This window comes from Sphingobium xenophagum NBRC 107872 (assembly GCF_000367345.1).
Lineage (GTDB): Bacteria > Pseudomonadota > Alphaproteobacteria > Sphingomonadales > Sphingomonadaceae > Sphingobium > Sphingobium xenophagum.
This window is the reverse complement of record NZ_BARE01000012.1, coordinates 1-17,803: the sequence shown is the minus strand read 5'-3', so window position 1 is coordinate 17,803 and position 17,803 is coordinate 1. Positions and strand designations below refer to the sequence as shown.

Genomic DNA, 17,803 nt, shown 5'->3' with positions numbered 1-17,803 from the left:
GCGCGGTTGCGATTTGGCTGCGATCCAGGGCCAGCGACGTGAGCCCGGTCGTGCCGCAGCACGAAGGCGGCATTGGCGGAGCATAGCACGCACATGGCGTCGAAGGCGATGATCGGGCCGTGCTCGCTGGCAGGATTGGTACTCACGCGGCCACCGATTCTGGCGCGGGCCTATGAAGCGCACTTTCCAGCCCCAGCGGCCCAAGCGGATCGGCGACCAGTCCACTCACCATCGCCGCCTGTATGCTGGTAGCGGGCCAAAATTTGGACAGCGGGCCGACAAAACGATCGCGGATCAAGGGCAGCAAACGACTGTCCGATTGATAGACCGGCGTGAACAAGGCGGTGAGCCACTGGTAGGTCAGGACATGGCGTCGCCGCAGCTTGATGCCGAGACGAACCCCCTCATCCACCCCGTTCGCGTCCGCCAGACCTTTGGCTAGCGCCCAGGCATCGAGCAGGGCCATGTTGGCGCCCTGGCCCAGTTGGGGACTGGCGGAATGCCAGGCGTCGCCGATATGGACCAATGCCCGCTCAGCCGGTGACCGCAGGGTACGGTGCGCGTAGCGGGCGAAGGTCAACTGGTCGGGATCATCAATCTGGTCGAGCAACGGCGCACATGCGGGCCAGAGCGCGGTAACGCGAGCCTTCCACGGCCCCAATCCGGCCCGATGCCAGTCGCCCAGCCGATCGGCGCGCAACGACCAGAAGAAGGCGGCCTTTGGCGTCATAGCGCCAGGCGGGATGCCGATCGGCAAGACGCCCGCCATGATGCTGGCGCGGTCATAGCGCTGTGCAAGGGCATGAGGATCGAAGCGCGCGTCCTGCGGCAGGTCGAGGCTGGCCCAGAGTGCGCCATAGGCGAGTTCCCGGCCGGTCGGCGGCGCCAGTGGCGTGCGCGTGCCCAGCGCATCGACCACAAGATCATAGGGGATGCTGGTTTCGCCATCGGCAAAGCGCAACGTACGTTGCGCACCGACCGGTTCGCTGTCCACGAGCGTGCGCCCGGTATGGACGGTGATCCCCGCTCGCAGGACCGCCTCATGCAATATCGCAAACAGGCTGGCGCGATGGATGCCGATGCCAAACATAGCGCGGTGGCGCAGCGCGGCATAATGAACGTCAAGGACGACCCGGTCCCCCGCCTTGCCGAACAGCCGGTCGATGCGCGATCCGCGCCGCAACACGTCGTCCAGCAACCCCAATCGGCCAAGGACCGCCATGCCTGTGGGCTGGATCATCAGGCCCGAACCGATCGGGCGAGGCGTATCGAAACGCTCGAAAAGGGTGACCTGATGGCCCGCCCGATGCAGCAGCAGCGCCGCCGCCAGTCCACACGGCCCGCAGCCTGCGATCGCGATGTTCAGACCCCGCATGACCAACGTCTAGACGAGCAGGCAGGCCGTTCCAAGAGGATGGCCGGGAATCTATATTGGGGAGCGAGGGAGCGCGCTCGGAATATTCGGCGAAACTGAACCGGCATCCAGCGATACATGCCGAATTTCACCACCTGCCAACGAGCAAGATGACGCGCGTCATGCCGCTGCCAATCCCCCCATCGTTACATAATCCAGCTTGCCTGTGCCGAGCACCGGGAGCGCGTCCACTTCGCGAATGTCACGGGGAATGGCCAGTTCGGTGATGCCATTTGAGCGCCCCCATGACTGAAGATCGCTCGCCTTCGCGCCCTTGCGCGTCGTGAACAACACCAGTTGTTCGCCTTTGAATCACGCCCGCTCGTTAGCGCGTTCGACTTTGCTCCAACGCACCATCGCCATTTCTGGTAGAATAGCGGGCGGTTTACCGTAAGGAATAGGGGATATGGATGGTCCAACAAGCATGTCTGCGCCGTTTGGCGAACCGCAACGATTGATTGCCGGAGGCGAGAGTGCGCAACTGCTCGACCTTGGAAATGGCCATGTACTCAAATTGTTTCGTGAAGGCGTATCGGATGAGATGATTGCGCGGGAATCCGGTGCATCCTCCTATGCAGAGGGTTGCGGCGTGCCTACTGCGGCAGCGATCGGGCAGTGGGTTTGGGACGGGCGGCGCGGCATCGTTTATCCACGGCTTGAAGGCGGGACATTGATGGACTGGATTCGCCGCAAGCCATTTCGGGCAGGGTGGGCACTGGATCGGATGGGGGCCATGCATGCCGCCATGCATCAGAAGAGTGGAGGGGCGTTGCGCCCACTCAAACAAGTATTGGCTACAGACATCTCGCATGGCCCTGCGCCCGTCGCGCTGCAACGGGCTGCCATTGCCTATCTGAATACTCTACCTGAAGGACACGCGCTAATCCATGGCGACTTTCACCTTAGTAATGTCATGATGACGCCACAGGGCATGAGGGTGATTGACTGGTCGAAGGCAGCGTCGGGCCATCCGGCGGCCGATGCGGTGCGATCCGAGATGCTGATGCGGTTCGGCATCGGGCCTACCGATTGGGTGACTAATCTGTGGCGGGACTGGGCAGCGAGGCGATTGCGCAAAAGTTACATGGCAATGGGGGCTGTTTCACCCCCTGACTTGGCGCTTTGGCGACCCGTCGTGGCGCTGGCGTGGTTGCGGTCCCGCGACGCGGGAAGAACGCCAGCATTTCATCACTATCTGGATGTCGCGCTGCGAAATAATGGAATTGGCCGACTGCACCAATTGTGACTATGAAATCAAACGCCGTTCTTTGGGCTCAATCCGAACGGGACGGTCAGAAATATCCTGTGCAGCGAGGCATAATGGGCAACAAGGGGAGGCCGGTATGTCACGACGCAAAGTGCCTTGGATACCGAGCGACATTCTCGATCACGAGGCCCTTACCGTCACTGGCGGTCTATCCTACGATATGCCGCTATCGGGAGGCTTGAAGATCGAAGCGCCCGGTGATCCCTCTATGCCAGACGGATCAGCGGCGCACGTAGGCGGCAATCTGAGCCAGCACGTTGTTGGCCTGCTTGAGATGGGGGATGTCGAGCATCTTGCCATCCAGGCCGACCGTCCCCGCGCCATCGGCCGCCTCAAAGGCCGCGACGACCCGGCGGGCATGCTCAACCTCGGCAACCGTTGGCATGAAGCTTTCGTTGATCGGCGCGACCTGTGCGGGATGAATGGCGATACGGCCGCTCCATCCTTCCGCGCGGGCTGCGCGGCATGATGCGCGCAAGCCTTCCTCGTCGCGGAAATCGACGAACAAGGTATCGATCGCCGCCACGCCTGCTGCATGTGCACCGAGCAATGTCAGCGAACGGACCAGCTTATATGTCAGTGTCCATTCGCCGCTTGCGTCCAGATTGGTGCTTGCGCCCACGGCGGCGCTCAGATCTTCAGCCCCCCAAGTGAGACCGGCCAGCCGCGCCAGATTGGCTGCAGCATAGTCGCCAAGACGGAACGGTGCGATCGCGGTCTCGGTGGCGACCGGCAAAATCTTGATGCTGGTAGCGTCGATGCCCGCCTGGACTTCCAGCGCATCAAGGAAAAGCGAAACCGTGCGCACATCGTCCGGCCCATTAGCCTTTGGCAGCATGATCCCGTCCGGCGCGCCAGCGACGACTGCCGCCAGATCACCCAGCAGCAGGTCGGTGTCGAGCGGGTTGACCCGGACCCACAATTGCGACGTTCGCTGCTCGCGCGGGCGTGCCATGAGAAAGGCAGTCACCATCTCTCTCGCGCGCGCTTTGTTGGGCGGAGCAACGGAATCCTCCAGATCAAGGATCAGCGCATCGGCGCCTGTGCTATCGGCCTTTCCCAGCTTCTTTTCGCTGTCGCCGGGAATGAACAGAAAGGAACGGATCGGTGCGGTCATCCCTGTGGCCTTTTCAACTGGAGGCCGGAGCGCTTGCAACTCGCGACCAACTCACCATGCTGATTGAAGGCCTGATGCAGGAAGGTGACGATGCCTGCATTGGGCCGCGACTTGCTTTCACGCAGTTCGATGACTTCGCTGACGACATGGATGGTATCGCCGTGAAACAGCGGCTTGGGAAAGCGAACCTCGTCCCAGCCCAGATTGGCGACCGCTGTGCCCAGCGTCGTGTCGCCGACGGAAATGCCGACCATCAAGCCCAGCGTGAACGCACTGTTGACGATGCGCTGACCAAAATCGGTCCCGCGCATATATTCTTCGTCCAGATGGAGCAGGGCCGGGTTGTGCGTCATCGCGGTGAACAGCACATTGTCCGTTTCCGTCACGGTGCGCCGGATGGGATGCTCGAATATTTGCCCAACCGTCATTTCGTCAAACCACACGCCAGCCATCAGCTACACTCTCCGCTATCTCAGTCTGAACTACCCGCCCAACGCCTGGCTGTCATGCCCCGATGACCGGAGTTCGCGACATTTTGCCCCCCGCCCGGCGTTGATTGGCCACAAGGGGGCGCATTGTTGACTATGAGTGAGCGGGTCCAGTCGGCTACCGTTGGCAGCGACCTTTGGCTCGGTGGACATTTGCGATCGTCAGATTCGGAAATACAAATCGAAGCAAGTTGACGCTGAAGCGCACAAATCCGAGTCCCCTCGCTGTCATGTTGCGCCGATAGACTGGCGCGGCAACATGATCCGCGCCACGCCTGCGCACATGTTGCTGTCCCTCTCTGTCAGGGCGAAACGGGCTGCAACATTCGCGCATGCTCAATTTCGACGTCGCTTGGTTGACGAAGCACATGAATTCCGTGCCCGGACCGTAAAATCAAACCGGCTGTCTCGAAGGCGTCGAGCCATCCTTCCATCGGCCATATATTCCAGCGCTTCCGAAAGAGGTTCGCGTTGCGGACAATGTCGTTCAGATGCTGAAGCGGGGGTTCGAAAACGTCGTGATATTGGTGAAAGGCACCAGCACCGCCCATGAACAGCAGGGGCAGGCCTGCCTCCCGCGCGCGGAAGCCGAAGTCGGTATCCTCGCCGCCATAGCCGGTAAACGCTTCATCAAACCCGCCCAGATCAAAAAATCTCTGGCGATGCAGGCCGAATGCCAACGACCAGAAAAGACCGGCATTGTCCTCCTGACGCAGACCGTTTGCAGGAAAGTGTCGAACAGGATGTCCATGCGCCCGCGAAAGAAGATCCGCTTCCTCCCATTCGCCACGGGCATCGTCAGGGCCAAGATAGCGTATGTCGGCGCAGATCAGCGCGTCATGGTCTTTCAGGCATTGCGTGATGGCCCCTGTTAGTGCGCGCATCGGGATGCAGTCGACGTCCAGGAACAACAGCTTGTCCCCTTTGGCCGCCCGCGCGGCCGCGTTCCGCGCTGCCGCGAGTGGCAGTCCTGGGCCATCAAGACGTAGGACATGAATTGGAAATCGCGCTTGTTGGGCATGGATCGGCCGATTGCTGGCCATGTCGACGATGATGAGTTCGTCGGGACAATGCGTGCTGCGGCGCAGACCTTCGATCAGTTGCGCCAGATGCGCCGATCGGTTCTTGACGATCGTGAGTACGCTCAAGGTCATGCGCAGACGCGCCATAGATCAAGGCGATACTTGGCCGTCCGCTGCGCCGTGATCTCGGTGATGGCTGGGGCAAGTGCGGCCTGCATTTTATGCACCGCATCATCGCCGCTCTGGGGGTAATCGGTGTCTCCAGTCCAGTGGACCAGCAATATGTCGCCGCCGGGCGCCATATGGCCGGTGATCCACTGGGCGGCGCGGCCGATGTCGTGATCATCCCAATAATAGGCGACTTCGGACAGGATGATGAGGTCGAAGATGCCGCCCACCGGTGCCTGTCCCGGAAAAGCCATTTGGCCAAAGGAGACATGGTCAAACGCGGCACAGCGCTCGCGGGCGGCCTTGAGCGCGGTTTCGCTGATGTCGATCGCCAACAATGCGTGGCAATGGGGCGCCAATGACTGCGTCAGTACGCCCTTTGCGCAGCCAATCTCGAAACCCAATCCATAGGTGCGCCCGCCCAGCGAACGGATGCTGTGGGCATATTTATCCCGCTCATAAGCGCTGCTTTCCAGATCCCAGGGATCGTCGGTCGAACGAAACATCGTCTCGAAATAAGCCCGATCCAGGCTGGCCTTGCGCCGCGTCATGAGGCTCTCCGCAGGTAGAGGATGTCGCTGGCGGGCATCGCACGACGCGTAGCAGGCAGCCGAAATCCGGGACCGTGGGACACGGTAAGCTGGCTGCGGTGCGCGGCCAGGGCAAGGCGGCGCTGTCCGCGCAGCATGGGCGCGGTGCGCAATTCGCGATGGCTGGAGGAGGTCGGCGGCAGAGCCCAGACGACATATTCGGCAATTACCAGCCTGCCCTTGCTCCGCTTTCCCACTGCATAGGCCAGTTGTGCAGCGGCTTCATGGTCGCAATGGGGTTCGTGATGGGCAGTGACGGCCAGAGCATCGACCTGCCAGCGTCGGCACAGTGCGGTCAGCCGTCGCGCGGCGCGATCGAAAGCAGGATGTCCCGGCGGGACGGGGGAGGCGTCCTGCCAGTCAAGATGCACCGGCGGTTGATTGCGGTTGCCCGTCAGGCGGTGAAAGGCGGTGGCGGCTTCGCGCTTTCGGCTGCTTACCAATGTCCCCGACCTGCCCGGCATTGTCTCATGCGAACCAGACCCGTCGGTGAGATAGACAAGGCCCGCCAGCCGCCCCGACTTCGCCGTCTGAGCAATAAGCGCGCCAGCCCCCAGCGTCTCATCATCGGGATGGGGCGCAAGAACCAGCCAACGCAGCGTTCGCCACGGCTTCGCAGATAGAGAGAGACCTACCACAAGGCGTCCTCCGCGCCCCATGCGTCATGGTCCAGCCAGGCGAGCGCGGCCTGATCGCGGGCATAGTCAGGTCCGCCCTGTCGCAGATAGAGGCTGAGGTCGCGGATGATTTTATCGATCCTTTCGCCGTCCATCGCGCTGCGCGTGCCGATGATGCGCGTCGCCAACTCCATCACGTCCAGACCTGCACGCTCAACAATGCCGCGCGTCATGCGGGCGAAAGCGGGACCATCGGGATCGTCGTGCGCAGCGCGGAGTGCGCATTCGCGGATCCAAAGATAGGCGGTGCGGGCCGCAGCAACAGCGTCGGCGAATTTGGCGCGTTGCAGCGGATCGGCGCGCGCTGCATCAGACATGGCGAGCCGCGTTTGCGTCAGCAGCGCCTCGATTCCACCCAGTTGCACGGCAGTAAAGCGCCAGGCGCCGGTGGTGAAGCGCGGTTCGCGGTCATAGTCGCCGGGCCGGCCCAGCAGGTGAGATGGATCGATCGCCATGCCCGTCAGGTCATAGAGGCCGCTGCCCGTTGCCCGCATACCCCTGACCCGCCATTGCGACAGGTCTGTCCGGGCGGGTTCGTCGGCACGAACGACGACCAGTTGCCGCTCGCCCTGTTCGGGCTGCGCGGTGATGATGGCATAGGCAAGTCCCCCTGCGCCTGTCGCGAAAGACTTGCCGCTCCGCAGTATGGATTGGCATAGCTGCACGCCCGGCGGCGGCTCGGTGGCCCACACACCGTAAAAGGCGCCCTGATCAAGTTTTCGGCCCAATTCGGCCTTTTGAGCAGCAGAGCCAAACCAGTCGAACAATGCGAGTGCGTTGACATGGCCTTCATAGAGCCGTCCGACGCTAAGGTCTGCGCGACCGACGATCCGCAGGATGCGCATCAAACACTGGTTGCGGGCGGCGGCGTCCTCAAAGGCTTCGCCGCCGCTTTCGATGGGAGCGAACGTGCGATGGATGTCGGCTGCGACCAGCGCCTTCAGGCTCTCGACCGGAAAGACTGGTGCGGCATCATAGCGGCTGCCAAGCGCGACAAGGGTGGGGGTGATCGCCTCCGCGCGCGCGATCGGGCTGTCGATGCTGGAACGGGTATGGTGGGATAGGGTCATGCGACAGGGTCCAGTTCTTGAACAGCAGCCGCGGCCATTCCCGCAAGCCAGCGAGCGGCCGTATCTACGCCATCGCGATCGTGCAGACGCTTGCGGCATTGCGACGGGAGCATTTTTGCTTGGCGGATCAAGCCTGGCCAATGGTCGGGAGACGGCCATGTTTCCAGAACGACTGCAGCGTTCAGCCGACCCAGCCCGAGCGCTGTAGCCAACTGCTCGTTAAAAGGGCGGTCCTCGGGGATACAGAGGAAAGGACGGTTGGCAGCAAGAACCGCACTCACCAAACCGTCTCCTGCAGCGCCAATTATCAGCCCAGCGCGGGCGATTTCTTGAACCGGATCGTTGACCCATCCAGCCAGATCGAGATTTGCGGGTCGATCGGTCGTTGAGGTTACCGGCCCGATCACCCGCCATTGCATATTTGGGCAGGCACGGGCCGCTTGCGCGATCGCTGAGCCATCGCCCGGCGGGCCGCCCCGTCCGATCACCACGAGTATCCTGTTATCTTCGGCAAGATGATCCGGTGTGGCTGGCGTAATGCCGGGAAGATAACGGCTCTTGTTCCTGATCCACGGCGGCGTCGATGCCATTTCCAAGTCGCGATGAAACGGCGCAAGCAGCGCTGTCGCGCCCCTGAAAGCGTCAAGATGGGCTAAGTCGCTGCGATCGCCGTTAAGCCGCACATAGATGGTGGGGACCGATGCGAGGCGGGCCAGCATCGCCACTTCAACCGAAACATCGACCACCAGCAATGCAGGCCGCGCGGTTGCGATCCACTGGGCGATCTGGGCCACGCGGGACCGTACGCCTTCATGGTCCAGAGGCGCGTAGTGCAAGGCAGCGGGGCGTGAAGCCGTCTCATCCACACCGTCGAAGCTGCCAGAAAGGGGGCGGTCATCGCACAGGTCAATCCCTGTCGTGCCCAGCCCCGTGCCCAGTAGGACGACAGGCCAGTCGATGGCGGCGGCGATCGCCTCCGCCCGCGCGCGATGGCCGGCGCCATGATGATGAACATAGTAGCCGATAGGGCGACGGGTCATGGCTGGAGTTCCAGCACCATGTCATGCGGCATCGGGGGCAGCAGGGGTTCTTGCAAAGCGATCAAAGCAGCGCCATCGGGCTGCATACGCAATTGCCTGCGCCAGTGCGCGCGTTCGTGCCAATGGGTGAAGGCTGGCGCCATGGGTGAGATGTTTTTTTGGGCGCTCGCGAACAATGTCTGCATCCCGGCCGCCATGCCGCCGTCCGCGCGTCCATCCAGCCGTGGCGAGACCCGTGTGGAGACCATGACGGGATGGACAAGCCGCCCGCCCTGGGCGAGTGCTGCCGTTACGAGCGCGCGGTCCTCTCCGCTCGCGATTGCGGGAACACCGCCGCAGGCGAGATAAAGCGCAGCGCGAATGGCGAGCGAAGCGCCGGTATGATCACCATGGCGGGGCGCGGGGTCCCAGGGCAGAGGATCGATCATATCCTCGATGGTACGGACGTTCACCCAATACCGGTCCCATGCCATGCGCAAGCGCTGCACTTGAGGTGGCAGGGGTTCTGCGCCATCTATGTCAATCCGGCCGCCCACCAAGTCGGCGCCACGCGAAAAGGCAGCGGCGATATTGCGCAGCCAGTCGGTCGGAGGGCGGCTGTCGGCGTCCGTACTGACGAGAGCAGCCTTGTCCAGTGCAGGCAGAAGCTCGAGGCCCTTGTCCATTGCCAGCCGCCGGGCTGATCCGGCGTGCGCAAGGTCCGGCGCGAAGATATGTTCGGTTATGCCTATATTGAGCCGCCCGGCGTGACGCTGGCGGGCGGCCTCGACAACAGCGCGGCTATTGTCGCCACTGTTGTTGATGGCTATCGAAACCGGGATCGGATCGGGCCAGTCCTGCATCGCAAGCGCATCGAGCAATATCGGCAGGCGTGCCGACTCATTCCGCGCAGGCACGCAGACGCACAGCGTCATGGCGCGCTCGTCAGCCAAGCGAGGCCGATCTAGGGCTTGATGCCGAATGGGGCAGGCGTGTCGAGGGCATCAGATGGATGGATGCTGTTTTTTCGCTGCAGACAGTTGAAGCCGCCTTGGCAATCTGACGCAGATATAGCGCCTCATAATTATCGACCATGCGGTCGGCATCGCACATCTGTTCCGCTCTGGTCCGACACGCGCTGCGGTCCAGCGCCAACGCGGCCAGCACAGCGTTGGCCAGCGAGGTCACGTCATCCGGAACTGCAAGGACCCCGCATTTGGAATCCAATATTTCAGGGATCGCCCCGCGCGCAAAGGCCGCGACCGGCACGCCGCAGGCGAGCGCTTCGGCAACGACCAAGCCATAAGGTTCATCCCACATGGGTGTGCAGAGGAAGGCGCGCGCGCCGCCAACGAGGTGGGCGAGTTGCTCGTGAGTCAGATGTCCGACATGAGCGACATCCTGACTCAGCGCCGGTGCAATCTGTGTCCGGTAATAATCATCGTCGAGGATTGGCCCTGCAATCTTCAGCGAAAGGCCAATGCGCCGGGCAGCTTCGATCGCCAGATGCAATCCCTTCTCCGGGACGATGCGGCCATACCAGACCAGATAGGGATCGGCGGCGGGCTGAGGATGGAAAGCAAATTTTTGCAGGTCGATGCCGTTCCATATCACTGCGTCGCTATGTGTGACGTGGTTCCAGAGAGCGGCAACCGAGCGCGACACGGCGACGAAACTGTGGCTGCGCGCTGTACATAGGCGGATACCACTTTCCAGCCAGCAGAAGGGCGGCGTGTGCAACGTCGTCACCATCGGCATGGGCAGGCTGTCGGCCATAGCTACAGGCAGATAATGGAGCGAATTGTTATGGATGATGTCGAAGTCGCGATGGCGTAAATCGGTCATGAGACTGAGATAGGCATGATGCTCGCGAAAGAAGGGCACGTCGCTGGCTTCGGTCGTACCCACAGTCTGTATCGCGGTTTCGGCGCAGATCGCTTCCAGATTGATCCCCGGCTGCGATCGAGATGAAGCGAACAGAGTCACTGCATGGCCTCGATCCCTCAGCGACCTTGCCAGCAGATGCGTGTGCATTTCCAATCCACCGGCAAAGGGCTCGGCTATCGGATGTTTGAGATGGGCGATGATGCCGATCCGCATAGAGTGTCATCCTCTCGCGCGCGTGGTTGGGGATGGCGTGAAGCCATCTCCCCGTTGATTTTCGTAGAGATCCGCGATCAGGCGTCGGGCTGGGCGTCCAGATCGACCGTCAGTTCGCGCGACCAGTAGCGCAACGCCCGGCAAGCGGTCAGGAATGACCGGGCATCCTTTGCTGTCGCCAGCGGCAGGCAGGCTTCGTCCAGATCATCGGCTATCCCTGCCTTTTCAAACAAGGCCTGCGCCTCGGCTGTCAAACCGATATATTTGCAATGCGCAAAGGCATCCGTGACGAAATCCTTGGCGGCCGCGTCCATGGCTAGCAGCGCAGCGCCTTCCTCTGACGCCACCACGGCAATGGCGTCGAACAGAACGGAGGGCCCCCCGTCTATCTTCTGTTTGGCCGGAACCGCTGTGCCATCCGACAGGGTCACGCCGCCGATCTTGGGCGCGACAACCTCGTAAACCGCACCCTCCTTGTCGACCGCCTTTACCAGCGCATTAAAGACGACAGCATCAGCGCCGTCGGTCATGAGGATGCCCAGCTTGCGCCCCTTGAAACTGTCCGGCCCGTTTTTGAGGATGCTCAGTGCATCAGACGTCGGCAGGTCCATCATGGTGGGTCGCGCAGCCTTTGCCGGGTCGGGCAAGGCAAGACCAAGCCCGTCAGCAACAGTTTGCGCCAGAGTAGCGTCGATGTTGATCAGGTGCGAGACGGTTCGTGAGCGAATGTCGGGACGTTCGACCTTGCTCAGTTCAAACACGATAGCGTCGCCGATATGCTTCTGCTCGATCGGCGTCTGGCTGGTAAAGAATTGTCGCGCCTGGCTGTAATGATCGGCGAAGCTTTCTGAACGGACCCGCTGTTTGGAGCCATCGGCCTCCTGCGTGAAACTGTTAAAGCCACGCACCGGGTCTTCGCGCGGACCGCCCTGCGCCGCCCCCCAGCTATTGGGCTCATAATTGGCGCGCCCCTTGGGATTGCGCATCGCCATATGCCCATCCTGCTGGAAATGGGCCATCGGGCATTTGGGTGCGTTGATCGGCAAATGGGTGAAGTTGGTGCTGCCCAGACGCTTGATCTGAGTATCAAGATAGGAAAAATTGCGGCCCTGGAGCAGCGGGTCGTTACTGAAATCGATGCCCGGCGGTACATTCTGGGTCATGAAGGCGACCTGTTCCGTTTCGGCAAAGAAATTGTCGACGACCCGGTCCAGAACCAAACGCCCAACGATGCGGACAGGCACCAATTCTTCCGGAATCAGCTTGGTTGCATCCAGCACGTCGAAGTCGAAGCTGTCGGCAAACGCATCGTCAAACAGTTGAACGCCTAGCTCCCATTCGGGAAAGTCCCCGGCGTTGATCGCGTCCCACAGGTCGCGACGATGGAAGTCAGGATCAGCGCCGTTAATCTTGACCGCCTCGTTCCACATGACCGATTGCAGGCCCTGCTTGGGCTTCCAGTGGAATTTGACGAAGGTCGATTTGCCATCCGCATTGACGAGGCGGAAGGTGTGGACGCCAAAGCCCTCCATTGTGCGCAGCGAACGCGGAATAGCGCGGTCCGACATCGTCCACATCACCATATGGAAGCTTTCGGGCGTCAGGCTGATAAAGTCCCAGAAATTGTCATGTGCAGTCTGCGCCTGCGGAAAGTCTCGGTCCGGCTCCGGCTTGGCGGCGTGGATCAAATCGGGGAATTTGATCGCGTCCTGTATGAAGAAGACAGGGATATTATTGCCGACAATGTCCCAATTGCCTTCCTGCGTGTAGAGCTTCACGGCAAAGCCGCGCACGTCGCGGGCCAGATCGGCGGAGCCTTTGGACCCTGCGACCGTGGAGAAGCGCACGAAAGCGGGAACGCGTTCGCCGACCCGCTGGAGGACATCCGCGCGGGTGACGTCGCTTAAGGATTCCGTCAGTTCGAAATAGCCGTGCGCACCGTAGCCGCGAGCATGGACAACGCGCTCGGGGATTCTTTCATGGTCAAAATGAAACAGTTTTTCGCGGAAATGCGCGTCCTCCAGCAAGGTTGGGCCACGCGCACCCTGTTTCAGGCTGTTCTGATCATCGGCAACCTGGATGCCATGTGCCGTCGTCAAGACCGCGACGTCTCCTCCGGCAACCTGATGCGTTTCGCCACCTTCTGCCTGCGGTTCTGCAAAGTTCATTGAGAGAGTTTCGGCAGGTGCAGGTCGAGAAGCCTTTTTGGGCGCACCGCCGGGAACTTTACCGGCGGCGGGAGGGGACTGAGGCATGGGGCATCCTTATGCACGAGAGAGGCGCCGGAGGCGTTTCCAGCACGTTTGAGGGCCATCCGAGATAAATGCGAATTCCCGCATGGTCGGGAACCCGTGGCACTTGCGGAGAGATAACCCGGCGCTCTTCAGCAAGTTGCGCCGACGGATCCAAAACTAATGTACGTTATAGCGATTTATTTCCGGCGGCTGGATACGGCGTCGCCACGGACCGTTGCTATTGTCCAAACCCAGGTTTTTTCGCCGTGAAGGACCAATCTTGTTTACCGACAAATTTCTAAGGGATCGTCGCGGCGTCGAACTGGATGTTCATGAACGCGCCATTCTGGAAAAAGCGGTTTTCGAAATACGAACGATCGATGCGCGCAAGACTGTGGTGCAGGCTGGTGACACGCTGTCCGTGAGCATGTTGCTGCTGGAGGGCTTCATGTGCCGTTACCTGGACGATCGCGAAGGGATGCGCCAGCTCGTCGCTGTCCAAGTGCCAGGGGATTTTCTGGACCTGCACGGCTATCCGCTCAAGATATTGGATCATGATGTCGCAAGCCTGACAGCGGCGACGATTGCAGTCATTCCGCACAAGGCTTTGGACGACATCAACGCGACAATGCCCGAGCTCACGCGCAAGCTATGGTTTTCCACCCTGCTCGATGCTGCCATGCACCGGGCGTGGCTCTTCCGCCTGGGACGGCTGGACGCAGTTGGGCGTGTGGCGCATTTTCTGTCTGAAACCAACGCCCGCCTGGTGCCGGTCGGCTTGAGCGACGGAAAACGCTTTGCCCTGGGGCTAACCCAGGCGGATATTTCGGAAATCTGCGGCATAACAAGTGTTCACACCAATCGCGTGCTGCGGCAGTTGCGGGAAGAGCGATTGTGCATCTTTCGCTCATCGCTCGTGGAAATTCTCGACGTCGAAGGTCTGGCCCGCAGAGGTCAGTTTAATCCCGCCTATCTCTACATTGAAACTATATCGGATCGCTCAGGCGTCGAAAGGCTAACATCATGATACCGCCAGAAGATACCAGTGTTCACTCGCTGCCCGGAAAAGCGAGCGTGGCAGAAGGGTTTGTCCTGCTTGATGGGCCTAATGGGGTCGCGGTGACCATGACTGCCTATGCTGCATCAGAAACCGGCAAAAGTTTGATTGAAGCCGCCAGAATGATCGAGGAAAAGACAGAAAGTGATAAATAGTAAAACAGATTTTTGTTCAACAATTTGAAGTGCTACTTAGTTTAATATAAGTTTGCCTGGCCTATATTATCCCTTTTATTCTGTCTTTTCGTTAAATGACTCTCCAGCATTTCGCGCTCATGATCGATGGCACGCCAGATCGACATCTCTCTGTTGATCTTGACGTACATTTCGTTGAGGTGTCAGCTACAGCGGGCATGCATAAAACACTGACACGCATACCCCTCGCGCGATGGGTTGAAACACCAAACAAGCTATCGGCAAGGTTGGCCATACCCGTACGTTAGCGTGTTCGCGCTTTTTGACAGCGCTCTATTGCGACATCGGCAAATCACCAACGGGCATTTATGGCTTTGCGGACCATGGCTTGGAGCTATCTGCGCCGTCATCCGCTGGCAAATCATCGCCCGATCACTAGGCGAGGGCGTCAATGCGAGCGAGTTGCGCGCCAAGGTGGTCGATGATCGCCTGGAATTGTCAAACGGCGTTCAAAAGGGACCCCCTTTTCAGATAATATGATGCTGGTTTGTTGAAGATGGCCTTGCGCTGCGTGCGGCGGAGGGCGGGCGTAGCCCGACCGGAGGCGCGCGCAGCGCAAGATAGATTTTTGAAGGCGCCGAAGGTGGCTGTCAGCTGCGGTTTTTGAAGCGCCAGCTGTCGTTGCCCGTCTCGACGATATCGCAGTGGTGGGTGACGCGGTCGAGCAGCGCCGTGGTCATCTTGGGATCGCCGAACACGGTCGGCCATTCGCCGAAGGCGAGGTTCGTGGTGATGATGACGCTGGTCTGTAGCGCGACGATCTGGATGAGAAGTTAGCGACGATCAGGATGAGAAGCGCTGATCGCGACGAGGTCGTTTTGGTGTGTTTGATTGCCGCTGGCAAGACCTATGTCTCAGGTTGATTGTCGGGGAGCGACACATCGGTATTTTTGGCTGTGGCGACCTTGGCGGGGCGACCTGCCCCCTGCTGTTTTCGCTCGATAGCCGTGCGCCGCCGATAGCTTTCGACATTCATCTCGAAGATGGTGGCGTGGTGCACGAGGCGGTCGACGGCGGCCAGCGTCATTGCGGGATCGGGGAAGACCCGGTTCCATTCGCCGAACGGCTGGTTGGCGGTTATCATCAGCGAACGCCGCTCGTATCGCGCGCTGATCAGCTCGAACAGAACCGAGGTTTCAGCCTGATCCTTGGCGACATAGGCAAGGTCGTCGAGGATCAGAAGGTCGAAGCGATCAAGCCGATTGATCGCGTTCTCGAGCGCGAGCTCGCGGCGCGCGACCTGTAGTTTCTGGACGAGGTCGGAGGTGCGGACGAACAGCACCCGCCAACCCTTTTCGATCAGCGCGAGCCCGATGCCCGACGACAGATGCGATTTTCCTCCGCCGGGCGGGCCGAACAGGATCAGGTTTGCGCCATTTTCGAGCCAGCTGTCTCCGGCACAGATCGCCATCACCTGCGCCTTCGATATCATCGGAACCGCGTCGAAGTCGAACGTATCGAGCGTTTTTCCCGGCAGCAGTTTCGCCTCCGCCAGATGCCGCTCCATGCGGCGGCGACCGCGTTCGGCGATCTCATGCTCGGTGATCGCGCTGAGGAACCGCGCCGCCGGCCAGCCCTCCTTGTCGGAACGCTCGGCGAACGTCGGCCAGAGCTGTTTGATTGTCGGCAGTCGCAGCTCGTTGAGCATCAGCGTGAGCTTTGTGACATCAATACCCTGGGTCATGCCATTTCCTCCGCGCGAGGAGCCAGGAGCGCTTCATAGGCGCTCAGCGGGACGAGCTCGACGATGACCTCGGGCAGCGCCGCGGGGTCGGGCGCGAACCGCGCCCTAAGCATTGCCATGTCCGGCATACCCTGCGGCGTCGCTAGCAGGGTTTCCAACACAGCGGCGAGTTCGGCCTCGCAGGCCCGCTCATGCGCGAGGCTAAGAAGCTCGACCATTGTCCGGCACGCGACCCGTTCGGCGAGCCGCTCCAGCAGCCGATCGAACATGCGCCGGTAGGCCTCGCGCGGGAAGAGCTGGTGGCGATAGACAAGATTCAGCAGCGCCATCGGTTTGCGCCGAAGCGCATGGATGACATGGCGATAATCGACGACATGGCCATGTTTGCCGCTGCGCTCGGCGCGGCCGCGCGGAAGCGTAAAGAGCGGTGTGCCGCCGAGGAACAGCTCAAGCCGATCGTCGTAAAGTCGCACTCGCAGTCGATGGCCGATCAGCCGCGACGGCACGGTATAGAACACCTTGCGCAGCGTGAACCCGCCCGAGGAGGTCACCATGACAAGCACCTCTTCATAATCGCTGGTGCGCATGCTCGGTAGCGACTGAAGCGCCGCCCGTTCGGCGTCGATCCGCTTCGCGCACCGCGCATTCTTGCGCGCGACGATCTCGTCGACGAAGCAGCGATATTCCGCAAGGTCGTCGAAGTCGGCCGATCCGCGCATCAACAGCGCGTCGCGCACCGCCGCCTTCAGATGCCCGTGCGCGCTCTCGATCGCGCCATTTTCATGCGCAACACCGCGGTTATTGCGGGTCGGCTCCATCCGGTAATGGCGACACAGCGCGTCATATCTGTGCGTCAGATCCTCGCGCGCCGATGCATCCAGATTCCGGAACGCCGCCGACAGACTGTCGCTGCGATGCTCGCGCGGCGCGCCGCCCAGCGCCCACAGGGCATTCTGCAGCCCCTCCGCCAACGCGACATAACTCTCGCCGCCCAGGATCACATGGGCATGCTCGAAGCCAGAACAGGCGAGCCGGAAGTGGTACAGCCGGTGATCGAGCCCGACCCCGGCGATGTGTACGCCCAGATCGGCCATGTCGGTAAAATCCGACAGCCCCATCCGACCCGGCTCGTGCACCTGGCGGAAGATCACGTCGCGATCCGGGCCTTGCAGCGCCCGCCAGCTTCGAACCCGACGCTCCATCGTCCGCCGCACCCCATCGGGAAGCTCAGGATGACGACGCTGCATTTCTTCGAACACCGTCACGGCCCGGAGTCCCGGCGCCGCCTCCAGCAGCGGTACAACTTCGCTATCGAAGATATCCACCAGCGGATCGGGGCGTCGGCGACCGCGCGGCTCTTTCTTCTGCGAGGGCAACTGCGCATCCCGCTCCAGCCGATACGCCGTTGCCGTGCTGAACGCCGCGCACGCCGCCGCCGAGCGCGGCGACACTGTCTGTCTCATCTTCATATATAATCTCACCTGATGATCGTTGATATGTCTCCCGGGCACCGCATCTCCCCTTCCAAAGGAGGCGCCACCTGGCAGGTCACGATCACCAAAAGCGCCATTCCAAAAGAAAAGACGCTTGCGGGGGTGTGTCTGTCGCTCCTCGGGGCTTCGCCCCTCGTCCCGACAGACACACCCCCGCCATTCTCATCTAGATTGTCGCGCTGTTCTCACCTTGATTGTCGCGCAGCACT

At 61.1% G+C, this 17,803-nt stretch carries 18 protein-coding genes and 1 pseudogene; 3 read left to right on the top strand and 16 right to left on the bottom strand.

Features of this window, described 5'->3' with window-relative positions; genetic code table 11:
* Nucleotides 1-142: 142 nt before the first annotated feature.
* Nucleotides 143-1,375, bottom strand: coding sequence for an FAD-dependent oxidoreductase (locus SX1_RS06850; RefSeq protein ID WP_017183446.1), 1,233 nt, complete (start codon nt 1,373-1,375; stop codon nt 143-145).
* A gap of 159 nt (nt 1,376-1,534) precedes the next feature.
* Entirely contained in the window at nt 1,535-1,708 is a 174-nt protein-coding gene (locus tag SX1_RS24175; protein WP_017183445.1) for a hypothetical protein, read from the bottom strand.
* 112 nt (nt 1,709-1,820) lie between these two features.
* Here SX1_RS24175 and SX1_RS06840 point away from each other — a divergent pair, with 112 nt between their 5' ends.
* Nucleotides 1,821-2,660, top strand: a complete 840-nt coding sequence (locus SX1_RS06840) for a phosphotransferase family protein (protein ID WP_100215222.1) — start codon at nt 1,821-1,823, stop codon at nt 2,658-2,660.
* A gap of 241 nt (nt 2,661-2,901) precedes the next feature.
* Here the strand turns inward: SX1_RS06840 and SX1_RS06835 are convergent, their stop codons facing one another.
* From SX1_RS06835 to katE, 10 genes are all read right to left on the bottom strand, one after another.
* Complete coding sequence (locus SX1_RS06835; RefSeq protein WP_017183443.1) at nt 2,902-3,798, bottom strand: HpcH/HpaI aldolase/citrate lyase family protein; 897 nt, start codon at nt 3,796-3,798, stop codon at nt 2,902-2,904.
* Entirely contained in the window at nt 3,795-4,250 is a 456-nt protein-coding gene (locus SX1_RS06830) for a MaoC family dehydratase (protein WP_017183442.1), read from the bottom strand. The genes SX1_RS06835 and SX1_RS06830 overlap by 4 nt, the downstream gene beginning before the upstream one ends.
* 338 nt (nt 4,251-4,588) lie before the next feature.
* Nucleotides 4,589-5,455 (bottom strand): glycosyltransferase family 2 protein, encoded by an 867-nt coding sequence (locus SX1_RS06825; protein ID WP_017183441.1) that lies wholly within the window; start codon nt 5,453-5,455, stop codon nt 4,589-4,591.
* The gene (locus SX1_RS06820; protein ID WP_017183440.1) at nt 5,437-6,027 is read right to left on the bottom strand and encodes an SAM-dependent methyltransferase; all 591 of its coding nucleotides are present in this window, start codon (nt 6,025-6,027) and stop codon (nt 5,437-5,439) included. The genes SX1_RS06825 and SX1_RS06820 overlap by 19 nt, the downstream gene beginning before the upstream one ends.
* Nucleotides 6,024-6,704, bottom strand: a complete 681-nt coding sequence (locus SX1_RS22430) for a PIG-L deacetylase family protein (RefSeq protein ID WP_026002438.1) — start codon at nt 6,702-6,704, stop codon at nt 6,024-6,026. Before SX1_RS22430 ends, SX1_RS06820 begins: the two co-directional genes overlap by 4 nt.
* The gene (locus SX1_RS06810) at nt 6,698-7,813 is read right to left on the bottom strand and encodes an acyl-CoA dehydrogenase family protein (protein WP_017183438.1); all 1,116 of its coding nucleotides are present in this window, start codon (nt 7,811-7,813) and stop codon (nt 6,698-6,700) included. The genes SX1_RS22430 and SX1_RS06810 overlap by 7 nt, the downstream gene beginning before the upstream one ends.
* On the bottom strand, nt 7,810-8,607 hold the full coding sequence (locus tag SX1_RS06805) for a glycosyltransferase (protein ID WP_241763652.1): 798 nt from the start codon (nt 8,605-8,607) through the stop codon (nt 7,810-7,812). The genes SX1_RS06810 and SX1_RS06805 overlap by 4 nt, the downstream gene beginning before the upstream one ends.
* Nucleotides 8,608-8,849: 242 nt before the next feature.
* A complete protein-coding gene (locus tag SX1_RS06800) occupies nt 8,850-9,785 on the bottom strand; it encodes a glycosyltransferase family 2 protein (protein ID WP_017183436.1) in 936 nt (311 codons plus the stop codon).
* Nucleotides 9,778-10,932 (bottom strand): glycosyltransferase family 4 protein, encoded by a 1,155-nt coding sequence (locus SX1_RS06795; protein ID WP_017183435.1) that lies wholly within the window; start codon nt 10,930-10,932, stop codon nt 9,778-9,780. Before SX1_RS06795 ends, SX1_RS06800 begins: the two co-directional genes overlap by 8 nt.
* A gap of 77 nt (nt 10,933-11,009) precedes the next feature.
* Nucleotides 11,010-13,100: a catalase gene (gene katE, locus SX1_RS06790; protein ID WP_017183434.1), complete on the bottom strand. Its 2,091-nt coding sequence runs from the start codon at nt 13,098-13,100 to the stop codon at nt 11,010-11,012.
* Nucleotides 13,101-13,446: 346 nt separating this feature from the next.
* Between katE and SX1_RS06785 the strand changes: the two genes are divergently transcribed.
* A complete protein-coding gene (locus SX1_RS06785) occupies nt 13,447-14,193 on the top strand; it encodes a Crp/Fnr family transcriptional regulator (RefSeq protein WP_019052406.1) in 747 nt (248 codons plus the stop codon).
* Nucleotides 14,190-14,378 carry a hypothetical protein gene (locus SX1_RS23730; RefSeq protein ID WP_081609930.1) on the top strand — a complete coding sequence of 63 codons (189 nt, stop codon included), beginning with the start codon at nt 14,190-14,192 and terminating at the stop codon, nt 14,376-14,378. The genes SX1_RS06785 and SX1_RS23730 overlap by 4 nt, the downstream gene beginning before the upstream one ends.
* A 41-nt stretch (nt 14,379-14,419) precedes the next feature.
* On the opposite strand, the gene SX1_RS25115 is transcribed toward SX1_RS23730, so the two are convergent.
* The 4 genes and pseudogenes from SX1_RS25115 to istA form a co-directional block, all read right to left on the bottom strand.
* Nucleotides 14,420-14,548 (bottom strand): hypothetical protein, encoded by a 129-nt coding sequence (locus SX1_RS25115; protein ID WP_019052405.1) that lies wholly within the window; start codon nt 14,546-14,548, stop codon nt 14,420-14,422.
* 459 nt (nt 14,549-15,007) lie between these two features.
* Nucleotides 15,008-15,163 (bottom strand): annotated as a pseudogene (locus tag SX1_RS23725) (ATP-binding protein); the annotation flags it as partial.
* 101 nt (nt 15,164-15,264) lie between these two features.
* A complete protein-coding gene (istB, locus tag SX1_RS06770; protein WP_019052403.1) occupies nt 15,265-16,101 on the bottom strand; it encodes an IS21-like element helper ATPase IstB in 837 nt (278 codons plus the stop codon).
* Nucleotides 16,098-17,612 carry an IS21 family transposase gene (istA, locus tag SX1_RS06765; protein ID WP_026149559.1) on the bottom strand — a complete coding sequence of 505 codons (1,515 nt, stop codon included), beginning with the start codon at nt 17,610-17,612 and terminating at the stop codon, nt 16,098-16,100. Before istA ends, istB begins: the two co-directional genes overlap by 4 nt.
* Nucleotides 17,613-17,803 lie beyond the last annotated feature (191 nt).